Here is an 18683-nt window from a genome sequence, read left to right on the forward strand (position 1 = left end):
TGAAGACATTTCCAACTCCCCTGTTATTGTGCTGTATGCTGGCGTCGTTGCCCTGCATGTCTCAGGATGTGGCGGCTCTGGCGATGCCTAACGTGGATCTGGAAACGCAGGAAGGAAGAAAAATGGAGGGTGAACGGGCGGCCATACGCAAATTCTTCGTGCTCTTCTATCTGTCCGCCATTATTCCCGTGATGGAAAATCAGGGGCGCATCGGGAAGGAAGAGGACATCTATCCCCTCATGCTGAAGGTTTTCCCGGAAAAGGAACTGAAATTGTGCCCTGAAAAACTCCAGAAGCTGATGAACGACAAAATACAGGGAGTGAAGGACATGCTGGCGGGCAAAAAGCAGATGAAGCCGGAACCATTTGATCCGGAAGAACCTGAAATAGTAGCTTTTCTGGCCGCATACGGCATGGAAGACCTGGACCAGCAGATCATGAACTGGATGGGGAGGCAGATAGGCTCCGAAAGTGACGGAAAGCTGGAATCCGTCATCCAGGCATTCCGGCACTTGAAAGCCGGGGTGGAATCCGGGAAAATTGTGATGCCGGAAAAAGTGGAGGAATGAACATGGGCCCCAAATCGGGAAACAGCATCAGAATCGGTGCGTCTTCCTGTTAAAACGCGGCGCAGGGGGGAGGTGCCTTCAGGCAAACCGGAAGGAGGGGGAGGAATCCTGTTGCCCGCGGGCAGGGAGGCGTGTATTGTAGCCTTATGAAAATGTTCCGGTGGTGGCTTTTTCCCGCGTTGCTGGTTGCGCCGCCTTGCATGTCCCAGGATATTGCTTTTTCGAAAATACCGAATGTGGATATGCGTACGGAGGAACTTGGAAACTCAAGAAAAGAGGAAGGGAGCATTTGGAATTTTTGTTTTCTGCTGTGTCTGGAGCAAAAAATATTTTTTGCGGAATTGGAGGATGGAAAAGCCGCGGATGCGTCAATGCAGTTAAAACATGTATTGGCAGCCTTTCCCGAGAAGGTTCTTGCCGAAAGCCCGGAGGATTTCAGGCGGGCAGCCCGGAAGTGGAAGGCGGATTGTGAAAGGGAACTCTGGGAAACGGGGGAAGTATCTGACGAATTATACTGCCACAATGAACAGGAAATGAGGCTCTTGTTGGGCAAGTACCTGCTGAAGGAAGCCGTTCAGTCCTCCTTTCAATGGCTGATCACGGAAAAGGAGGCCAGGGACTATTCATCCGTTCTTTGGCTGTTGACTCCATGCGGCGGGGACAAAAAAGAGATGCTGGACTATTTCAGAGAGTTGAAAAGGGGAATAGAAGAGGGACGGAGCGTTATGGCGCCAGTCGAAGCAGAAGATGGGATTTGAAATTAAAAATTTAATGAATTACATGCGTGGAAAATGGGCTGTGACATCGTGTTTGTTATGGCATTTCACCGGATTGCCGGTTTTTCCTCTTTCCGTAGCTCAGGACGTGGCATCTCCGGAGATGCCGAATGTGGATGTGGAAACGGAGGCGGGCAGGCATATGGAAAGGGACCGGGCTGCCATATGCAGGTTTTTTATGCTCATGTTTCTGGAGAGAAACATTCAGATGGCCGAGGTGGAGGATGACAATGCCGTGGATTTGCAAACCAGGCTGAAGCATGAGCTGAACGCCATTCCAGGCAAGGCGCTTGCCGAATGTCCGGAAGACTTCCGGCTGGCGATGGAAAAATGGAAGGATGCCTGTGAGAAGGAACTCGTGGAATCGGGAGCCGTTTCTGATGAATTGCGGTATATGATGACGGAAAACATGAAGCTGTTGATGGGAAAATACATGGTGAACGAGACCCTGAATGCATTTATTCTCCGGTTGCTGGTTCCCTTCAATGGAGAAGAACAGCCCGATAAAAAGGAAATGTTGGAATATTATAAGGATTTGAAGGAAAAAATAGAGTCCGGCGAAATGGTCATACCTGTGGAAACGGAAGGGGACGGAAATAAATAAAACCAGGTGAGGGCATGTCTGGAAACCCGGAGTTCATGTTGCGTTTATTGTTGTGGTGCAGCCTCGGCTTGCCGGGGCTGCCTGCCTCTGTTGCCCAGGATGTCGTTGTCTCCGGTGAACCGAATGTTGACCTGGACGGCCTGTCCGATGAGGAAAGGAGGAAAATGATTCTGGCCATTTCCAGGATGGAAATACTGGACCGGCTCATGCAGGAGATTTTTTTCCTGGAAACCGAAAAAACCGGAGCGGGAGCTAGATTGTTTGGTCTGCTGAAGTTCAAGCTTGCCTCTGTTTCCGGCAAGGTTTTGGAAGCGTGTCCCGACGATTACCGGCAGGCATTTCAGGCCTGCATGGAAGCTGGCCGTGACTTTGTGCGGCAATTTGAAGGAGTGGAAATGGAGGAGCCGCAATTTCACAGGGAATATTCCCGGTACCAGGGCAAATGCCGTGCCATCATGCAGCCTGTCAAGTCCAGGTACAGGGTGAAGGAAGCCCTGGCTGACCCCATCATATTCCTCCGCCGGGAGATAGATCCTTTCAGGAAGGACAAGGCGAAATTGCTGGAGCGCTTCAAGGCTTTGAAAAGACAAGTGGAGCAGGAAACGTTCACATTCCCGGAAATAACGGAACAGGAAAGGGAAAAATTTGGAATGAGAGTGATTCTTTATTGATTTTTAAAGGTATGTTTGAAACAAGATATTGGTCATGAATGTTCTGAAACTTGTTTTGCTGGCAGGGACGGCTGCCTCCTGCCCGTTGGGTTCGGCGGGAAACAGGGATATCATGGAACCGGATATGGCCAATGTGGATGGGGAGATGGAGGGGTTCCGGAAATCGCGCATGGCCATCGTGAGGTATCATGTGCTGCTTGAATTGTGCTGTGGGATCGTTTCACTGGAATTGAAGGAACATCCGCGGCTGCCTGATGGGAAAATCAAGTACAGGAAAATGTGTGACCTGATTCCTCAATCGATTCTGGCACAATGTCCCGCAGATTTTCGGCAATCTTATGTGGAGGTTCTTGAAGGTATAGAAAAAAATCTGAATGATAATATTTCATGGGAGGGAACTCCGGAAGGCAAGGAAATGTTCTCCAGGCTGGAAGAGGCCAGGAAACGGTTTAGTGACCAGTATGACCTGGAACCTTTAATGCGTCCTTTGATTGATTGGCTGGACGGTCAGGAAACTCGCCGGGAAGGAGAAAGCCCTCAGGAATATCTGAAACGTCTCTACCAATTAAAAAGTGATCTTGAATCCGGGAAATGGGTTATTCCAGAAGGTTTGCCGGGAGAAAAGCCGGGACCGGAGTGCATGATTCCGGTCGCCGGACAGTGATTGCCCGGGAAACGGCTGATGCTTGAAAGGCGTGAAGCATGCGGGGAAAAAGAAAATGCGGGGACATAGTGACGGTCCGGGAATTGGATTGGCGGCGGAAAATGATGGCAATGCCGGATTGGCATTTCTCTTGATGGATGTTAGAATAAAAACAGTGATGAATTTATGGAAATGGATTCCCGTGGCGGTGTTGTCGTGCTGTTGCAGTTTTGATACAGGATATGGCCAGGACATCGCGGCGCCGGATATGCCTGATGTGGATGAGTACCGGAAAACGCCGGAATTTGAGAAAGATCGCCTGGCTATAGCCAGGCAGGCGATCATAGGGAAACTATGCCTGGAGATTGCGGGAATAAAACTGGACATGCAGCAGAAGGCCTTGGATGAGCGCCTCCTATTGCAGACGATGATGGAACTGTGGCCTGAGAAAACGTTGGACGGCTGTCCGCAGGACTTTCGTGAAGCATGGTTGCAGAGCAGGAAAGTACTTAAAATGTGGTTGAAGGATGACAACGCATGGGAGGAAACGGAAGAAGGCAGGGACATGGTGCAGCAGCTGCAAGACTCCATGAAAAGGGTTGAGGAAAAATATGGTTGCCAGGTTTTGGATCAAGCCGCAGACAGATGGCTGGAGGCCAATGGTGCGGTAAAAAAGGAGGGAGAATCGCCGGAAGAGTACCTAAAACGTCTGAATCAGTTGAAAGAGGATATTTATTCCGGGAAATTGGCTGTTTCTTCTGGATTGTTGAATCAAGAAGACGAGTGGAAAGATGAGGAAGAGTAAAAAGCGGACATCTGTCCTTATATTTGTCAGGTCAAATAAGCCATGAAGCTGGTAAAATGGTTTCTTGCGGCAGGATGGGCATGGTGCTGCGTTGTCAGTCCTGTCCAGGGACGGGATGTAGGGGTTGCGGAGAAGACGAATCCGGATGTTCCGGACAATCTGGATCGGCGGCAAATGCAGGAGCGGGAATCCATACAGCGGTTCATGATCGCACTGATGCTGGAGCACATGGTTCTCAAATGGAGCCGGAAAGATGCTGGGCATGACGTTGAGGTCATGAGGCGTGAAATGGCTTCTTTTCCGGTCAAAGCCCTAGACAGGTGTCCGGAGGATTTTAAGGAGATATGGAAGGATATTCTGTTTACAAGCATCAGGGAAAAGGTTCCTCTGAAGAAACTGCCCGCGGACGATCTGAAAAAGCTGGAATTTCAGATGAGGGCGTACATGGATAAATACAATCTTCAGCGGTTTGCGTCTTCCCCCGCCTTGTTGAACTTTGTGCTCCTCACCTTGAATCCGCGGAACATTGGTAATCCTGACAAAAAGGACTGGAGCAGGCGTGCGGCCGGTCTCCGGTGGCGCCTTGAAACCGGGAATCCTCCGCTGCCTTCCGTTGAAGAAATGATGGAATGGTCCGGGAATTGGGAGAGGGAACATGGATTCGGCGAAGAGGACCCCTGGGAGGATGACGGGGAAAACGGTTATAATACGCTGCTGTGGTATGTTTTCGGATTATATGGAGATGAAGATGAGGAGCAGGACGATCCTTTCTCCTGATTCCCGTGATCTATCATGATCCCCTGCCGGAATGGAATCTCCATCCGCGGAGCCGTTTTTTTCAGGTTAAGTCTTGCCAGGGCAGGGGGCTTGGGGCCATAATCCGAAAGTTTCACAACCGCACGCACAGCCATGAAAGTAATCGTCATCTACGGCAGCCCGAATGATAAGCCCTTTATGGAACCCGCCCGCGAATATTTCGCACAGGAAGGAGTCCCTTATGAAGAAACGGTTTTGTCCGCCCACCGCGACCTTCCGCAGCTCATCAAATTCCTGGAGGACCTGGAAGCCAGCGGGGAAAAGGCCGTCATCCTGGCCGTGGCCGGCCTGTCCGCCGCCCTTCCCGGAGTGGTCGTCATGAGCTGCTCCCTGCCGGTCATCGGCGTACCGGTTCCCGGAGGCCCCCTGAACGGTATTGACGCCCTGCTGGCGATTGCCCAGTGCCCGGGCGGCGTGCCCTGCACGACGGTAGGCCTGCACAAAAAGACTCCCGTGAACGCCGCCATGGCCGCTCACCGCATTCTGAAACTGGCGGGGCTGTAAGTATCCACTCTTTCCCATTCCGGCTGATGACTTCTCCTCCGTCACAGGAAATCGTGTTGGACGAGCAGGAAATTTCCCGCGCGCTGGAGCGGATGGCCCACGGCATCGTGGCCCGCTGCGCCGGGGAACCGCTCGCCATTGTCGGCCTCCTCAGCCAGGGGGACATCATCGCCCGGCGGCTGGTGGACAAGGTCAAGGAACTCGGCGTGGACGCCCAGTACGGCGCCATTGACATTTCCCTGTACCGGGACGACATCTTCAAGCTGGAGGCCCGCCCCTCCCTGCGCTCCTCCAATCTGCCCTTTTCCACGGACGACATGAGGGTGGTACTGGTGGACGACGTGCTGTACACGGGCCGCACCATCCGCGCGGCTCTGAACGCCCTGTTCGACTACGGGCGCCCGGCACGCATTGAACTGGCCTGCCTGATTGACCGCGGCGGCCGGGAAGTCCCCATCCAGCCGGATTACACGGGCCAGGTGCTGGACCACGCCGGAGCCAAGGTCGTCGTCAGCATGAAGGAGGCCGACGGCGTGGACCGGGTGGTCATCTCCGGCAAATAGACAGTTTCAACCCATTCCCTGACTTTCATGAATCCCCGCAAGGACCTACTCAACATCTCCTCGTTGACCGACGAGGAAATCCATACGCTGCTGGATTCGGCCGGACCGATGAAAGAGCTCTTCACCAAAAGCGTCAAAAAGGTGCCTGCCCTGAAAGGGAAGTCCGTTTTGACGCTTTTTTATGAACCTAGCACCCGCACCCGCTCTTCCTTTGAGGTGGCGGCGGAACGCCTGTCTGCGGACGTGACCAACTTCACCGTATCCACCTCCTCCGTGGTGAAAGGGGAATCCGTCCAGGACACGATCGCCACGCTCCAGGCCATGAAAGTGGATTACGTCATCGTGCGGCACTACAACAGCGGCCTTCCGAACGTGATCGCCCGCCATACGAACGCCAGCGTGGTCAATGCCGGGGACGGGGCGCATGCGCACCCCTCCCAGGCCTTGCTGGACTCCTTCACCATTCGGGAAATGTTTCCGGACGTCCGGGGCAGGCGGGTGCTGATCGTGGGGGACATCCTGCATTCCCGCGTGGCGCGCTCCACCTCCATCCTGATGAAAAGGCTGGGCATGGAAGTGGCCTACCTGGGACCGGGCTCCCTGGTGCCGCGCACGGAATATTCCGGCATTCCCCGCTTTTCCGATTTCAACGAGGCCTTTGCCTGGAAACCGGACGTCATCTACCTGCTCCGGGTCCAGAAGGAACGGCAGGACGCCCCCTTCTTCCCCAGCGCGCGCGAGTACAACAAAATATACGGCGTTACGGAGGAGCGGCTGAAACGCATCTCTGATGAAGGCCTGTACATCATGCACCCCGGCCCGGTCAACCGCGGTGTGGAAATCTGCGACCTGGCGATGGACTATGAGCGCTGCCTGATCAACCGCCAGGTGGAAAACGGAATCGCCTGCCGCATGTCCATCCTGTACCATCTCACTCCCCAAACCCAGCATTGATCCTTCATGAAAACTTCCGTACTTATTCGCAATGCCCGGATGGCGTCCGGCTCATGCCCGGCGGATATTCTGGTTTCCGGCGGGGTGATTGCCGGGAAGGCTCCTGCCGGAACTCTTCCCGCAGACTCCGCTGAAACGGTCATTGACGCTTCCGGCAAATTGCTTCTTCCCGGCCTGTTTGACATTCACGCCCACCTGTGCCAGCCCGGACGGGAAGACAAGGAACGCATTGCCACGGCAACGGCGGCGGCCCTCCACGGCGGCGTGACCGGACTGATGGCCATGCCGGATACCGCCCCCGTGATGGACAATGCCGCGCAGATCACCACCTTCATGGAAATCTGCCGCACGGACGCTTTGGTGGACGTCATTCCCTCCGGCTGCCTGACCAAGGGGGACGGGGGCGAAGAACAGGCCTCCTACGACTCCCTGCGGGCGAAGGGCGTGCGTTTCATCACGGACGGAGACCGTGCCCCGGACAACATGCTGCTGCTGTACCGCGCCATGCAGTACGCCAGCAACCTGAACCTCACCTTTGCCCTGCGCGGGGATGTCCCGGCCCTGACGGCCAGGGCCGCCATGCATCCCGGCTCCACCTCCTACCGCCTGGGGCTGGCGGGCTCCCCGTCCTGCGCGGAGGAAATCGGTCTGGAAACGATCATCCGCCTCTCCGTGGACACGGGCAACTCCCTGCATGTGCAGACCGTCTCCACTGCCGGAAGCGCGGACATCCTGCGCCGCTGCAAGCCGGAAACGACCGGATTGAGCGCGGAAGTGGCCCTGCATCATCTCCTATTCACGCATGAGGACGTGGGCTGTTACGACACCAACTATAAGACCCTGCCGCCCCTGCGCGACCGGAAGGACGTGGACGCCCTGATTGAAGCCGTGAATGACGGCACCATCGACTGCATCGTCTCCGACCACACGCCCTGCACCCCGTTCTCCAAGCTCCAGGACTTCGTGGTAGCTCCGCAGGGCATGATTGCCCTGGATACCTTCCTGCCCGCCATCTACCAGTATCTAGTGCAGACCGGCAGGATGTCCTGGGAAACGGTTGTCCGCGCTTGCAGCGATACCCCCCGCAGGCTCATGGGCCTTTCCCCCGTTTCCCTGGAGGAAGGCGCCCCGGCAAATCTGGTGGTATTTGATCCGGAAGGCGAGACTCCCGTCACGGACGAAACGCTGCGCAGCCGCGCCCGCAACACCCCCTTCCTGGGCAAAACGCTCCAGGGAAAGGTGGACGCCGTAATCTTTGGAGAGCAAGCCTACCTCTTTTAAAGAGGAAGCGAAGAATTTTCACCAACTATTAACTTTTAATTATTAACTGTTAACTATTAACTGCCCTTGCAGCCAATCGCCAGCGTCAGCACCTGTTATCCGGAAAAATTCGGCGTTCCGCGCCAGAGCGGGCTGGTGCCCGGTGCCCGCGCACGGCTGGTGTTTGAGCCGCAATTCCGGAACCCTGAATCCGTGCGGGGACTGGACGGATTCTCCCATTTGTGGCTGCTCTGGATATTCAGTGAAAACCTGAGGGAAGGCTGGAGTCCGACGGTTCGGCCTCCCCGCCTGGGTGGTAATGTCCGCATGGGGGTCTTCGCTACGCGCGCCCCGTACCGTCCCAATCCCATAGGACTGTCCGCCGTCAGGCTGGACAGGGTGGAAATGCACCCCCGGGACGGTCCCGTGCTGCACCTCTCCGGTGTGGACTTGGTGAATGGCACGCCCATTCTGGACATCAAGCCCTACGTGCCGCAGGCGGACTGCATCCCGGAGGCTTCCGGAGGATTCACGTCCTCCCCCTTTCAGCGGCTGAAAGTGGAAATTCCGCCGGAGCTGGCCGCCTCCGTTCCCCCGGAGGAACTGGCGGTGCTGGAGGATACGCTCTCCCTTGACCCGCGGCCGCAGTACCAGGACGACCCGGAACGGGTATACGGCCTTTCCTTCTCCGGCTGGGAAGTCAAATTCAGGGTGGAAGGCGTTCGGCTGTACGTACTTGCGCTGAGTTGGAAGTGCTAATTAGTGGTTAACAGTTAATAATTAAAAGTTAATAGTTGGCAAAAACTCTCCGCTTCCTTTTTAAAAAAGGTAGGCCGTTCCGATATAAGTCGCCGCTCTTTCCGGAGATTTTTCCTTCCGGAACGGGGTTCTGTTTTCCGTCCCGCCTTCTTATGGCATCGGACGCTTTCCGTAATCCCTGACTCCGTGTTCTTTCATGGAATGCCGGGCAGAGGACTAGTCACACATGCATTGAAGCCGTCGCCCTTGTGGTGCTTCCTTGTGTATATCTTCCTGTAAAACCAGCGCGCCACGCTTATTCCACCGATTGCCGTTCCCGTCGTTCTCATCCCCACCTTCTGCCGGTTTCCTGTGCCGGAGTTCACGCCGGACACCATCTCCCGGGTGAGTCTGGAACTGGCACTCTGTGCGCAGATTGTCCTGGTGATGCTGGCGGGGTGGGCGGCCAAAATGCCATCCTGATCGTGGAATTTGCCAATCTGGAAATGCAGTGCGACAAAGGCTTGATGGAAGGCCGCCCGCCTGCGTCTGCGGCCTATTCTGATGACCTCCCTGGCCTTCATTCTGGGTTGCATTCCGCTGATGCTCTCCTCCGGCTCCGGAGCGCTGGCGCGCAACGCCATTGGTACGGTGGTCGCCATCGGCATGGGGGCACGCAGGTGGGCCTTCTTCTGATCCCGTGTTCGTGCGTATTCGTCATGAAGCTGTTCCGCATCAAATTCTCCCTGAATAAATTGAAGGAGGACCGGATGAAACGGGAACGCGGGAATACCTGGCTGCGCACAAAAAGCGATGTTTCCTAAAGCTGACGGTGAAAACGGCATTGTGCCCTGTTCCCTCCCGGGAAGAGGAGGAAATAAGGTCTCTTTCCTTTCGGCAGGCATTCCGGCGGAAGAATTTTTCCTGCATCATCCTGCGGAAGGTGTGAAGACGTGGATGGGATATGAATCGTGCCGGACTTGCCTTCCCGGGCAGTGGGGAGTAAACTTTTCCGCCAAGGCGGGGAAGCTGTTCCTGCCCGGTTGAGAGGAATGAAAGGCGCGCGGCACATAATTGAAGCATTTGAAAAAAACTTCCGTGATTACGGGGAATTGGGGGCATCCGTTTCCATCTGGAAGGAGGGGCGGGAAATTGTTTCCCTACACTCCGGGTTTGCCGTGGCGGATGAAACGCGTCCGTGGACGGAACATTCACTGGCGCCCGTTTACTCCGCTACGAAGGGACCCGCTTCCGCCGTTCTGCTGCTGGCTCTGCACCAGCAGGGAGCCTCCCCGGAGATGAGCATGGGGGAACTGTGGCCGGAATTCCCGCTACCGTATGCTACGATTGCCCAAATGATGTCCCACCAGTGCGGTTTGGCCGCTTTCTCCCGCCAAGCTGATGTATTCGACCACGAAGACTGCGTGCGTGCCCTGGAGGAAACCGCTCCCGCGTGGCAGCCTCCGGAGCACGGCTACCATCCGCATACCTACGGCGTCATGCTGGACGAGCTCATGATCCGCCTGACCGGGGAGCGTCTTTGGGCATATTGGGATGAATACATCCGCCTCCCCTTGAATCTGGACTTCTTCATCAGGCTGCCGGAATCGGAATTCAGCCGGATGGCTGTCCTTTACCCCGGAAAAATGGACATGTCCAACATGGGAACCCCGTTCTATCTGGAATACATGAAGAAAGGGACGCCCGTGCACCGTGCGTTCAATACCCTGACGGGGCTGAACAGTGTGCGCCAGATGAACACTCCCGCAGCGTGGACGTCCGGAATGCCCGCTTTCGGCGGCGTGGCTTCCGCCCGCGGCATGGCTCAATTTTACCAAGCCTGCCTGGGTCTGGATGAACTGAAGGTATTTCCGGAAACCGTGCTCGGCTGGATGAAAGACGTGGTGGTTGATGGGCCGGACCTGACCCTGAAAACGCCTACCGCCTTTTCCTGCGGATTCATGCACGACCCCGTGGACCCTTCCACGGGCCGCAAGCTGCGCCATTTATTTGGTTTCGGCGGCTTCGGCCATGCGGGGGCGGGCGGCTCCCATGCCTATGCCGACCCGGAATATGGCCTGTCCTTCGGCTATGTCATGAACCGTATGGACCTGAACGTGCTGCCCGGCGTGAAAACCCGGCACCTCATCAACGCGGCAATGAAGGAAATCCATGAAGATGGGGACGATTTTGACACCTGATTTTTCAGGCAGGAAGAAGACTCTTCTTTCTACTTTGCGGTTGTCCCGCTATCTGCCTTGTTGAGTTTCTGTTTGGCCTCTTCATGGCCCTGTTCGGCAGCCTTACGGTACCATGTCAACGCTTCCTTCCGGTCCGGTTCGATTCCATGGCCTCCTTGATCATAGATCAATCCCAAAGAGTATTGAGCGTCCGCGTCTCCCTGCCGGGCTGCCTGGAGCAGCCATTTGGCCGCCTCCCGATAATCTTTTTGGACGGAATTTCCATTAAAATACAGTGCGCCCAAATTTTTTTGAGCATCAGCCTCATTCAGCAAAGCGCTTTTGATCCACCATTCCCGGGCTTTTTCAAAATCCTGTTGGAGGTTGTTTCCTCCCATGGCATATAAATTGCCTAAATTGAGCAAGTTGGATGTATCACCCTGTTCAGCCCTGATAGTCAGGTATTTGGCTGCTTTCCCGTAATCCTTCTCAAGTCCGGGGCCGCCAAACATGTACAATTGTCCCAAAAGATCAAGGGATTCCCGGTCTCCTTCGTCTGCCAGCGGTTGTATCCATTTGGCCGCTTCTCCATAATTTTTTTCGAGTCCAGGCCCTCCCGTCATATAGAGGTACCGCAAAAAGGGAATTGCTTTTTTATTTCCATGCCTGGCGCTGAGTTGAAACCATTTTTCCGCCTCCTTCCAGTCCTTTTCCAATCCCGGCGTTCCATTCATGTACAATTCTCCCAGAATGCACATGGAATCCGGATTTTTCTGTTCAGCACTGAGGAGGAACCATTTAAGGGATTTCTTTTCATCTTTTTCCATGCCCGGACCCCCCGCAAGATATAATTGCCCCAAAAGGGGAAATGCATTTTTATCTCCTTTTTCTGCGCTTAAATTCAACCATTTAAGGGCTGATTTCCAGTCTTTTTCAAGTCCTGGCCCCCCCGTCAGGTATAGCTGTCCCAAAAGGAACAAAGCTTCTTGTTGTCCTTGCTGCGCACTTGACTGGTACCATTTGGCCGCTTCCTTGTAATTTTTTTCTACGCCCAGTCCCTGCATGTAAAGGCCCGCGAGATTATACTGGGCAAGGGGGTGGTTCTGCATGGCGCTTGCTTTTATCCATTGGAACGCTGTTTGTTCATTGCGTTCCACGCCTTCTCCATTGAGGTAAAGAAGCCCCAGATTATTTTGCGCTCCGAAATGTCCCTGATCCGCGCTTTTTTGCAGCCACCGTACACCCTGCGGTATATCCTTCTTGAGTCCACCATCGCCGGACATGAGCAACATGCCCAATTCATATTGGGCATTCCCATTTCCGGAAGAGGCGCTTTTCTGCAGCCATTGCAAAGCCTGGGGCACGTCTTGTGGAACTCCTTCGTTGCCGGATCTGAGAAGACGGCTCAAGGCGTACTGGGCATTGGAACTTCCGGAAGATGCTCCTTGTTGCAAATAGGCCAGGGCTTTGGCCATGTTCTTGTCGACTCCGTTTCCTGTGAAATAGGCATCCCCCAGCAAACCTATAGCTTCTACATCACCCTGCCGGGAGGCCTTCAAGGCCAGTTCCACCGCCTGTTTTGCATCTATCGGGAGGCCTTGGCCCCCGTAATAAAGACAAACAGCAAGATTGGCTTGGCAAAAGGCAATTCCTGCTTCCGCCCCCTTTTTTAAGCACTCCAAGGCTTTTTGAGTGTCCTGTCGGCATCCCAGTCCACGGGAATAACAAGTAAAAAGAATAGGATAGGATTGAGGATCATTTTGCTGTGCAGCTTTTGTCGCCCAATAAAATGCTTTGTCGTAGTTTATGGGTACGCCATCGCCTTTACCATAGGAGATAGCTAAAGCACATTGGGCCGTGGAATCTCCCTGTATTGCTTTTGCTTCCAGTTCCTGAATATGATTATCCTTTGTGATTTTTTCGAATTTAACTGAATGTTTTGAAATATTGGAATTTTCTTTTTGTTCAGCATATATCAGACATGTTGAACATTCTATTCCAATTATTAGGGTAGCGATATACAAGTTCATGTTATGTAATTCTAAAATGTTATATTATTTAATGAATTTTAACTATATTTTTATAGTAGTATGGAATATGTATTTTTTTTTGAAATATGATTAGAATGAATATTTTATTCCTAGTTTAGCTGATATATCCTGTTTAGGGTGAAGATCTGAATTAAAGTTAAAGAATAGAGAGGCACGTTCACTGGGTTTTATTTGAAATTCGCTTTCAATTCCTATTGATCCGGGAGGAACACCATGACCCGTCTGCTGTTGTGCTTTTAATGAGATAGAAATTTTTACTGTTTCATCTTGAGTCTCTCCAGATGCTATAAATGCAAGTGAACACAAATTCTTCTTTGGGTCATCTTTTGCATTGGGAATCTTGAAAGAAGCATTCACCGCCAGCCACTCAGTAATTTTGGTTTTGTAGCCTACCGTAAATGATGGAATATATTGCTCCTGAATAAACCCTCTTTCCCAGTTGCCTGCGAGATTTCCCTCAATAGTGAGACCGTCGATAAAGTTTCCTAGTTTTGCATTTAGGGATGCCTTGCATTTGTCATCCTCCTGCTGTTTCCATTCCCCGGATGCGGAAATAGTCATGAGGGGAATTTTATAAAGCACCAAATTGTTGAAGCCAGCACTAAATGTAGGGAAATCTTCGCCAGCTTGCATTGTCATTGATAATGGGAAGGTTATATCATTAAGTTTTAACGATCCTGCAAACTCAAGCTTCTCAGGTTTACTGTAAAATTGGGTCCATGATCCGGCATCCAACGTACCTGCTGTTAAATCAATGGTTATTTTTTGTGAAGATTTGTCTCCAGGAAGGCATGATTGGAAAAATGCCATAACTTTTCCAGATATAGTTCCTGTTTCTCCAAAACCCAAATAATCATTGCCCCATCTGTTTCCAATAAATCCATACAAAAGACGGCCACCTTGCTCAGCAATGGGGTCACGACTAATCCATCTGCCATCAGCAGGATTCAAATGTCTATAATTATAATAGATCAGTCCCAGCTCGTCATCCATGTATTCACAGGAGAAGCGGTATTTGTTGTCTTCTGCCATATCCCCTTCCGCCGTAAGAAGACTCCCGAAGGGAGCGTATTCATAGCGTGCTTTTCTTTCACCATCTTCACTGAAGATGGAAGTGACATTTTTCAATGCGTCATGCATGAAGTAGAGATGTTTTTCCACTTCCATTCCTTTGTTCTTCCAGCATGTCATCATCAGGAGACGCGTGACGGCTAGCTCTGTGGGATCCCATAGATAGCTTTTCACCAGCACGGGTTCGGGATGCATCAGGTCCAATTCAGCTATCTGGAGGTAATCGCGGTATAGGTAGTAAGTATGTTTTGAAGTAATACCGTTAATAATCAGCTTCTTTTCGAAACGCCTACCCTGATAGTCGTAGTTACAGGATACTACAGTTCTATCATCTTCATTAATGAAGGAAACTGGTCTGTCATTTGCATCGTAGGAAACATTCCAAGTACCAGTTGAGGTTTTGATCCTGATCTGGTTACCGTCTGCATCGTAGGAGGGAGTGAACGGTGTTTCTTTTTTCGTAATATGGGTGTACTGGTTGAGAAGGTTGGCATCATAGGACACCTCTTCTTCCAGTTCTCTGGCGGTTTTACGGTTGCCGATATTATCGTATTGATAGGCAAATCTTCCTCTCGACAGGATTTGATCACTGGTTAACTCACTTCGGTCATTGTAACCAAAATATCTTGTGGTTGCAGGAGTAGTAGCATCCCAAGAATCCTGCTTCCAAGTGGGACGCATCAATCCGTCATACTTGTAGGCATGCGCCGCTACAGTGCCCTCCTTCATGGAACTCTCATAGCCAATACCGGTCAGAAGATTGAGCGTGGAATGATAGCTGTTGCTGCGGACCATGCCGTTGGGGTAGGAGAGTTGTGCGAGGAAGCCATTGGCTGTATCATACTCCCAAGTGAAGGGAGAAGCCAGACCTTCCAGATTCATCCCAATAATGCCACCTTGGTCATCATAGTCAAGGAAAGAGTGTTGAGCAACACGATTCCCGATCATAAGCTGATAGCCGCAAGGGCGCCCGAAAGCATCAAAAGCTTCTTGAAGGCAACTTTCCACGTATCCAAAGGAAGTATCCTGATTAGGTCTGCCATAAGCATCATAAGAGAGTTCCCTGATACCTGAGGCGTCGGAAACGGATATCATTTGTCCAAGGTGATTGTAGATAAAATTCAAGCTCGGAGTTTTATCGTCATGGGTAACGGAGACAAGTTCCCCTGTGAGTGGTGCGTAGGAATGAGTTGTCACGCTTCCCCTGGCCTTGGTGAGGGTTTCCAGACGGTTGAGGAAATCGTATGTTTTTAAGATACAGGCGCCGTCGGCGTAGGTTTTTTTGAGCTCCAGCCCGGTGGCATCCTCGTAAAGCCACACTGTGGTATCTCCATCGGTTCGATCGGAAGGATCGGAAATGATTTCTTCCTCATCCGTACGGAAGGTAGTCATCAGTATCATGCGGTTAGCTTCGTCATAGGCAAAGCATGCAGGGTAGATGCCTGTTCCGTATTCGGCAGTTTTACGGCCCCGGATATCGTAGGTAGAACAGATAGTTTTCCCTTCTGCATTGGTAATAACAGCAGGATTATTAAAATGTGGGCTGTAAGCTGTGGTTGTAGTATTTCCGGCGGCGTCAGTAATCGTGATCACCCGTTCTGCCAAATCAGTTAAAATAACGGTAGTATTATTTCGTGGATCTGTATATTGCAAGGTTACTCCTGCAGCTGTATAACTCCTTCTTTGTGTATTAGTCAGTCCGAAGTGGTCAGTCCTTTGAACAGTAAAGCCGTCGACCACAATGACCTTAGCTACGATATCCGAAGTGGGTATTTGGTTAAATTGCGTCCGTTTGGCTGGAGCGGTATACTCTACCCATTGCGTACTTTGCTGCCCATAGACGTCAACAGAGATTGTTTTATTTTCTAACGCTGGATTTAAGGACGAGACAAGTTGGCTTCTGGATTGGATAAGGGGACGTCCGGACGCGTTATAATTTATTGTCTTTTTTACTTGGTAAATACCGTCTTCTCCGATGCAGTAGTATGCTGAACTCTCTGATATTCTGTTTTTCGTGGTATCATCAGGATCAAGTTCGTTCAAAACAGCGGTCTGTTTTACAGAGTGGCCAAGCTCATTGTAGTGTTTAAGTATGGAAGCCATGCCGTCCGTTTGTATGCATACAAGCTTCCCTTTGTCGTTATAGCTGTTACGCGTTACTATAAACCCTCCTTTTGTATTGGGTTGTTCTTCCTTTACGTTCTGGCTAAATCCGTTAGCCAGAGAACGGTAGAGAATAACACCTTGGGATAAAGTTGTAGTAAGAATGCCTTCTTCGGTCAGCACAAGGTCCGTTTCTATTTCCCGTTGTCCGGTCCCGCCTTGCCAGAGAACCGTGCCGTCGTAATACTTTTTCGTTACTAAAGTAGCTCCTGCGGGAGTGGTGACAGTGATAGTAAGCAGATTATCATTGTATTCAGTTTTGGTTACACGTCCAAGGATATCCGTAGAGGAAATAACCCTTCCCAATTCATCGTATTCCGTACTTTCTTCCGTGGTCATGGCTCCCACGTCGCGTCGTGTGGAAAGGACTCTTCCCGCAGCATCATAGGTATAAGTCGTAATTATTTCCGGAGTGCTCTCGGTAGCTGAGCGGATGGTTTCAACCAATTGCTTGGCCGAATTGTAACTGTAACTTGTCACAATGCCATCTTCATCTGTTTCTCTCAGCGGGCCGCAGCACATCCATTCCGTAGTGCTGGTTCTACCGTTGCCCCTGGTGGTTCTAATCAATTTGAATTCTGCGTCGTATTCATAGTTTTCGGAAGAAATCAGAGACCATGTATCTCCGGTATGGACATATTGTTCCTTTCTGGTAGTGGTACCGTTTTCAGCAATGTACTCCACACTCTTGCTGCTGTGGCCGGGAACGATACTTCCGTTGGCCTGAGTTGTGGCTGTCACCTTGTGTATAGCGTCATGATCGGTAGCGGCTTCATAGCTGTAGACGGTCTCTATTCCGTCAATACCCTGATTCATCTTCCTCTTTCCCCTGGCATAGGGATATTCAGCGGCCTCTCCATAGGTTTCCGAAATGCTTGTATGGACTTGATTTGAACCCAAAGCGGTTTCCGTTATTGTCGTACGGTTGATCTGAGGTCCGTTTTCATATACGTAAGTTTTTGTGTGCAATACAGTTTCTGTTCCGTCTGGTGCAATGATTAACTCCATTTGAGTCGCCGGTCTGAAGTCATTGAAGCGCAGTTCGGCATACGTGGTACGTGTAGCTTTTTCGCCTCCTCCAGCCCACGGTGCAGCTTGTAGAACTACCCGTCCCTCTTCGTCGTATTCATAACGCGTATAGCCTCCATCTGGTTTGATTTCCAAGGAAATGTGGAACTGGTCGTTGTAGATATAGAGGGTTGTTTGTTCCTTGGAAGTATTGTAGCCTTCCGTATAGCTGATAGTCAGCCAGCCTCCATCGGTGTATTTTCTGACTGTACGCGTGCTGCGTAGTGGCTTGGAGTCGTTGATGCCCTTGATGGTTTCAATGCGCTCCCACTTGGAGTCGGGCAGTGCATTTCGTTCAATCGTGCGCAGGATGCGCTCGTCTCCCTCTCCCTTGATGATGCTCACTTTGTTGCCTTCCTCGCGACGCTCGATGAAGTGCGGTTCCTGTCCAGCTCGCTGGTTAGTGATACGGGTTACTGTAGCGCCGTTCTCAACGGAAGTCTCATAGAGGGCCGTCTTGTAGGGTTCTCCGGTAACCACAAATTCCCCATCATGGGAGGCAGAAACATTCTCGGGAGCGTACCACTCCAAGGAGAGGCTGTTGTTTCCGGGAATGCTTCGCATTAGCCCTTGGGCCTGGGAATAGACGCTGTTGAGCGAACCGCTCTGGTTGTAGGTGACTTGAACCTTTTTGGCATACTCTTCGGCAGAAATGATGTGGCCAGCGGAGGTGATGACGGAAAAAATCTCTCCTGTAGAGGTAGAGAAGCGCAGGATCATGCCATCAGGAAGGGCCATATCCATGTAGGCGGGAGTGCCTTCAGTGTTGGGAGTGATATCCCCATTGAGCAATTGAACATGGTAATCAAGCTTTCTGGAGCTGCCAATGGGAGAAGCGTTGCTGCTTCCCTTATCTGCTTTGAAATAGATATGACTTCCAGAGGGGCGTTTGACGGTCACTCGCCGTTCGTCTTCAGAGAAGGAAGCGCTCCATGCCATGGGGTGGTTGTAGCGTATGGATAGCCCGCTATTAGTGTTGAAGGTAGGGGAAGTGCGGGCCATGCGCATGAATCTGGTCGGAGAGGGGGGCGTCGGGCCTCCCGGAGAGGAGGAGTTGATGCAGGCCTCGCCTTGACAGCGCAGTCCGCCATTAGGATCCCCCGGAGTGGGTTGCTGCTGGATGCAGTTCTCATCGCCTTCTTCACCGCATTCACAGGGGCACGGGCATGGCTCTTCTTCAGTAGGCGGTTCGCTGGAGGAGGAAGAAAGGGAAGAACTGGAGCTGGAACTGGAGCTGGAGCTGGAGC

General features: G+C 52.0%; 16 protein-coding genes. 14 read left to right on the forward strand and 2 right to left on the reverse strand.

Annotated elements, in window-relative coordinates:
- Positions 1-35 precede the first annotated feature (35 nt).
- The 14 genes from HMPREF3039_RS13125 (at position 36) to HMPREF3039_RS13195 (ending at position 11104) form a co-directional block, all read left to right on the forward strand.
- Positions 36-569 (forward strand): hypothetical protein, encoded by a 534-nt coding sequence (locus tag HMPREF3039_RS13125; RefSeq protein ID WP_067952202.1) that lies wholly within the window; start codon positions 36-38, stop codon positions 567-569.
- A 200-nt stretch (positions 570-769) separates the two neighbouring features.
- Positions 770-1327, forward strand: coding sequence for a hypothetical protein (locus HMPREF3039_RS13130; RefSeq protein WP_067573671.1), 558 nt, complete (start codon positions 770-772; stop codon positions 1325-1327).
- Between the two features lie 202 nt (positions 1328-1529).
- Complete coding sequence (locus HMPREF3039_RS13135) at positions 1530-1949, forward strand: hypothetical protein (protein WP_147550286.1); 420 nt, start codon at positions 1530-1532, stop codon at positions 1947-1949.
- Between the two features lie 35 nt (positions 1950-1984).
- Positions 1985-2620, forward strand: coding sequence for a hypothetical protein (locus HMPREF3039_RS13140; protein ID WP_147550282.1), 636 nt, complete (start codon positions 1985-1987; stop codon positions 2618-2620).
- Positions 2621-2654: 34 nt separating this feature from the next.
- Positions 2655-3284: an MCP four helix bundle domain-containing protein gene (locus HMPREF3039_RS13145; RefSeq protein ID WP_067573664.1), complete on the forward strand. Its 630-nt coding sequence runs from the start codon at positions 2655-2657 to the stop codon at positions 3282-3284.
- A 22-nt stretch (positions 3285-3306) separates the two neighbouring features.
- Positions 3307-4068, forward strand: a complete 762-nt coding sequence (locus tag HMPREF3039_RS13150; protein ID WP_067573662.1) for a hypothetical protein — start codon at positions 3307-3309, stop codon at positions 4066-4068.
- Between the two features lie 42 nt (positions 4069-4110).
- Complete coding sequence (locus tag HMPREF3039_RS13155; protein WP_067573661.1) at positions 4111-4845, forward strand: hypothetical protein; 735 nt, start codon at positions 4111-4113, stop codon at positions 4843-4845.
- A gap of 132 nt (positions 4846-4977) precedes the next feature.
- A complete protein-coding gene (locus HMPREF3039_RS13160) occupies positions 4978-5388 on the forward strand; it encodes an AIR carboxylase family protein (protein ID WP_067573659.1) in 411 nt (136 codons plus the stop codon).
- 26 nt (positions 5389-5414) lie between these two features.
- Complete coding sequence (pyrR, locus tag HMPREF3039_RS13165) at positions 5415-5951, forward strand: bifunctional pyr operon transcriptional regulator/uracil phosphoribosyltransferase PyrR (protein WP_067573656.1); 537 nt, start codon at positions 5415-5417, stop codon at positions 5949-5951.
- Positions 5952-5978: 27 nt separating this feature from the next.
- Positions 5979-6905, forward strand: a complete 927-nt coding sequence (locus HMPREF3039_RS13170) for an aspartate carbamoyltransferase catalytic subunit (protein ID WP_067573654.1) — start codon at positions 5979-5981, stop codon at positions 6903-6905.
- 6 nt (positions 6906-6911) lie between these two features.
- Positions 6912-8186, forward strand: coding sequence for a dihydroorotase (locus HMPREF3039_RS13175; protein ID WP_067573652.1), 1275 nt, complete (start codon positions 6912-6914; stop codon positions 8184-8186).
- Positions 8187-8252: 66 nt separating this feature from the next.
- Positions 8253-8924: a tRNA (N6-threonylcarbamoyladenosine(37)-N6)-methyltransferase TrmO gene (gene tsaA, locus HMPREF3039_RS13180; protein WP_067573650.1), complete on the forward strand. Its 672-nt coding sequence runs from the start codon at positions 8253-8255 to the stop codon at positions 8922-8924.
- Positions 8925-9467: 543 nt separating this feature from the next.
- Positions 9468-9599: an efflux RND transporter permease subunit gene (locus tag HMPREF3039_RS14530; protein ID WP_147550279.1), complete on the forward strand. Its 132-nt coding sequence runs from the start codon at positions 9468-9470 to the stop codon at positions 9597-9599.
- A gap of 356 nt (positions 9600-9955) precedes the next feature.
- Entirely contained in the window at positions 9956-11104 is a 1149-nt protein-coding gene (locus tag HMPREF3039_RS13195) for a serine hydrolase domain-containing protein (RefSeq protein WP_067982844.1), read from the forward strand.
- 29 nt (positions 11105-11133) lie between these two features.
- On the opposite strand, the gene HMPREF3039_RS13200 is transcribed toward HMPREF3039_RS13195, so the two are convergent.
- Both HMPREF3039_RS13200 and HMPREF3039_RS13205 read right to left on the reverse strand, forming a co-directional pair.
- Positions 11134-13113, reverse strand: coding sequence for an SEL1-like repeat protein (locus HMPREF3039_RS13200; RefSeq protein WP_067573642.1), 1980 nt, complete (start codon positions 13111-13113; stop codon positions 11134-11136).
- A 90-nt stretch (positions 13114-13203) separates the two neighbouring features.
- Positions 13204-18438 (reverse strand): RHS repeat domain-containing protein, encoded by a 5235-nt coding sequence (locus HMPREF3039_RS13205; RefSeq protein ID WP_197483353.1) that lies wholly within the window; start codon positions 18436-18438, stop codon positions 13204-13206.
- Positions 18439-18683: the final 245 nt, after the last annotated feature.

This window comes from Akkermansia sp. KLE1798, from assembly GCF_001580195.1.
In the GTDB taxonomy this organism is placed as follows: Bacteria; Verrucomicrobiota; Verrucomicrobiia; order Verrucomicrobiales; family Akkermansiaceae; genus Akkermansia; species Akkermansia biwaensis.

What these genes read in the sequence shown, in the direction of transcription:
- HMPREF3039_RS13125 (WP_067952202.1), top strand. Translation starts at nt 36, where the DNA reads ATGCTGGCGTCGTTGCCCTGCATGTCTCAGGATGTGGCGGCTCTGGCG.
- HMPREF3039_RS13130 (WP_067573671.1), top strand. Translation starts at nt 770, where the DNA reads ATGTCCCAGGATATTGCTTTTTCGAAAATACCGAATGTGGATATGCGT.
- HMPREF3039_RS13135 (WP_147550286.1), top strand. Translation starts at nt 1,530, where the DNA reads ATGTTTCTGGAGAGAAACATTCAGATGGCCGAGGTGGAGGATGACAAT.
- HMPREF3039_RS13140 (WP_147550282.1), top strand. Translation starts at nt 1,985, where the DNA reads ATGTTGCGTTTATTGTTGTGGTGCAGCCTCGGCTTGCCGGGGCTGCCT.
- HMPREF3039_RS13145 (WP_067573664.1), top strand. Translation starts at nt 2,655, where the DNA reads ATGAATGTTCTGAAACTTGTTTTGCTGGCAGGGACGGCTGCCTCCTGC.
- HMPREF3039_RS13155 (WP_067573661.1), top strand. Translation starts at nt 4,111, where the DNA reads ATGAAGCTGGTAAAATGGTTTCTTGCGGCAGGATGGGCATGGTGCTGC.
- HMPREF3039_RS13160 (WP_067573659.1), top strand. Translation starts at nt 4,978, where the DNA reads ATGAAAGTAATCGTCATCTACGGCAGCCCGAATGATAAGCCCTTTATG.
- pyrR (WP_067573656.1), top strand. Translation starts at nt 5,415, where the DNA reads ATGACTTCTCCTCCGTCACAGGAAATCGTGTTGGACGAGCAGGAAATT.
- HMPREF3039_RS13170 (WP_067573654.1), top strand. Translation starts at nt 5,979, where the DNA reads ATGAATCCCCGCAAGGACCTACTCAACATCTCCTCGTTGACCGACGAG.
- HMPREF3039_RS13175 (WP_067573652.1), top strand. Translation starts at nt 6,912, where the DNA reads ATGAAAACTTCCGTACTTATTCGCAATGCCCGGATGGCGTCCGGCTCA.
- HMPREF3039_RS14530 (WP_147550279.1), top strand. Translation starts at nt 9,468, where the DNA reads ATGACCTCCCTGGCCTTCATTCTGGGTTGCATTCCGCTGATGCTCTCC.
- HMPREF3039_RS13195 (WP_067982844.1), top strand. Translation starts at nt 9,956, where the DNA reads ATGAAAGGCGCGCGGCACATAATTGAAGCATTTGAAAAAAACTTCCGT.
- HMPREF3039_RS13200 (WP_067573642.1), bottom strand. Translation starts at nt 13,113, where the DNA reads ATGAACTTGTATATCGCTACCCTAATAATTGGAATAGAATGTTCAACA.
- HMPREF3039_RS13205 (WP_197483353.1), bottom strand. Translation starts at nt 18,438, where the DNA reads ATGGCCCGCACTTCCCCTACCTTCAACACTAATAGCGGGCTATCCATA.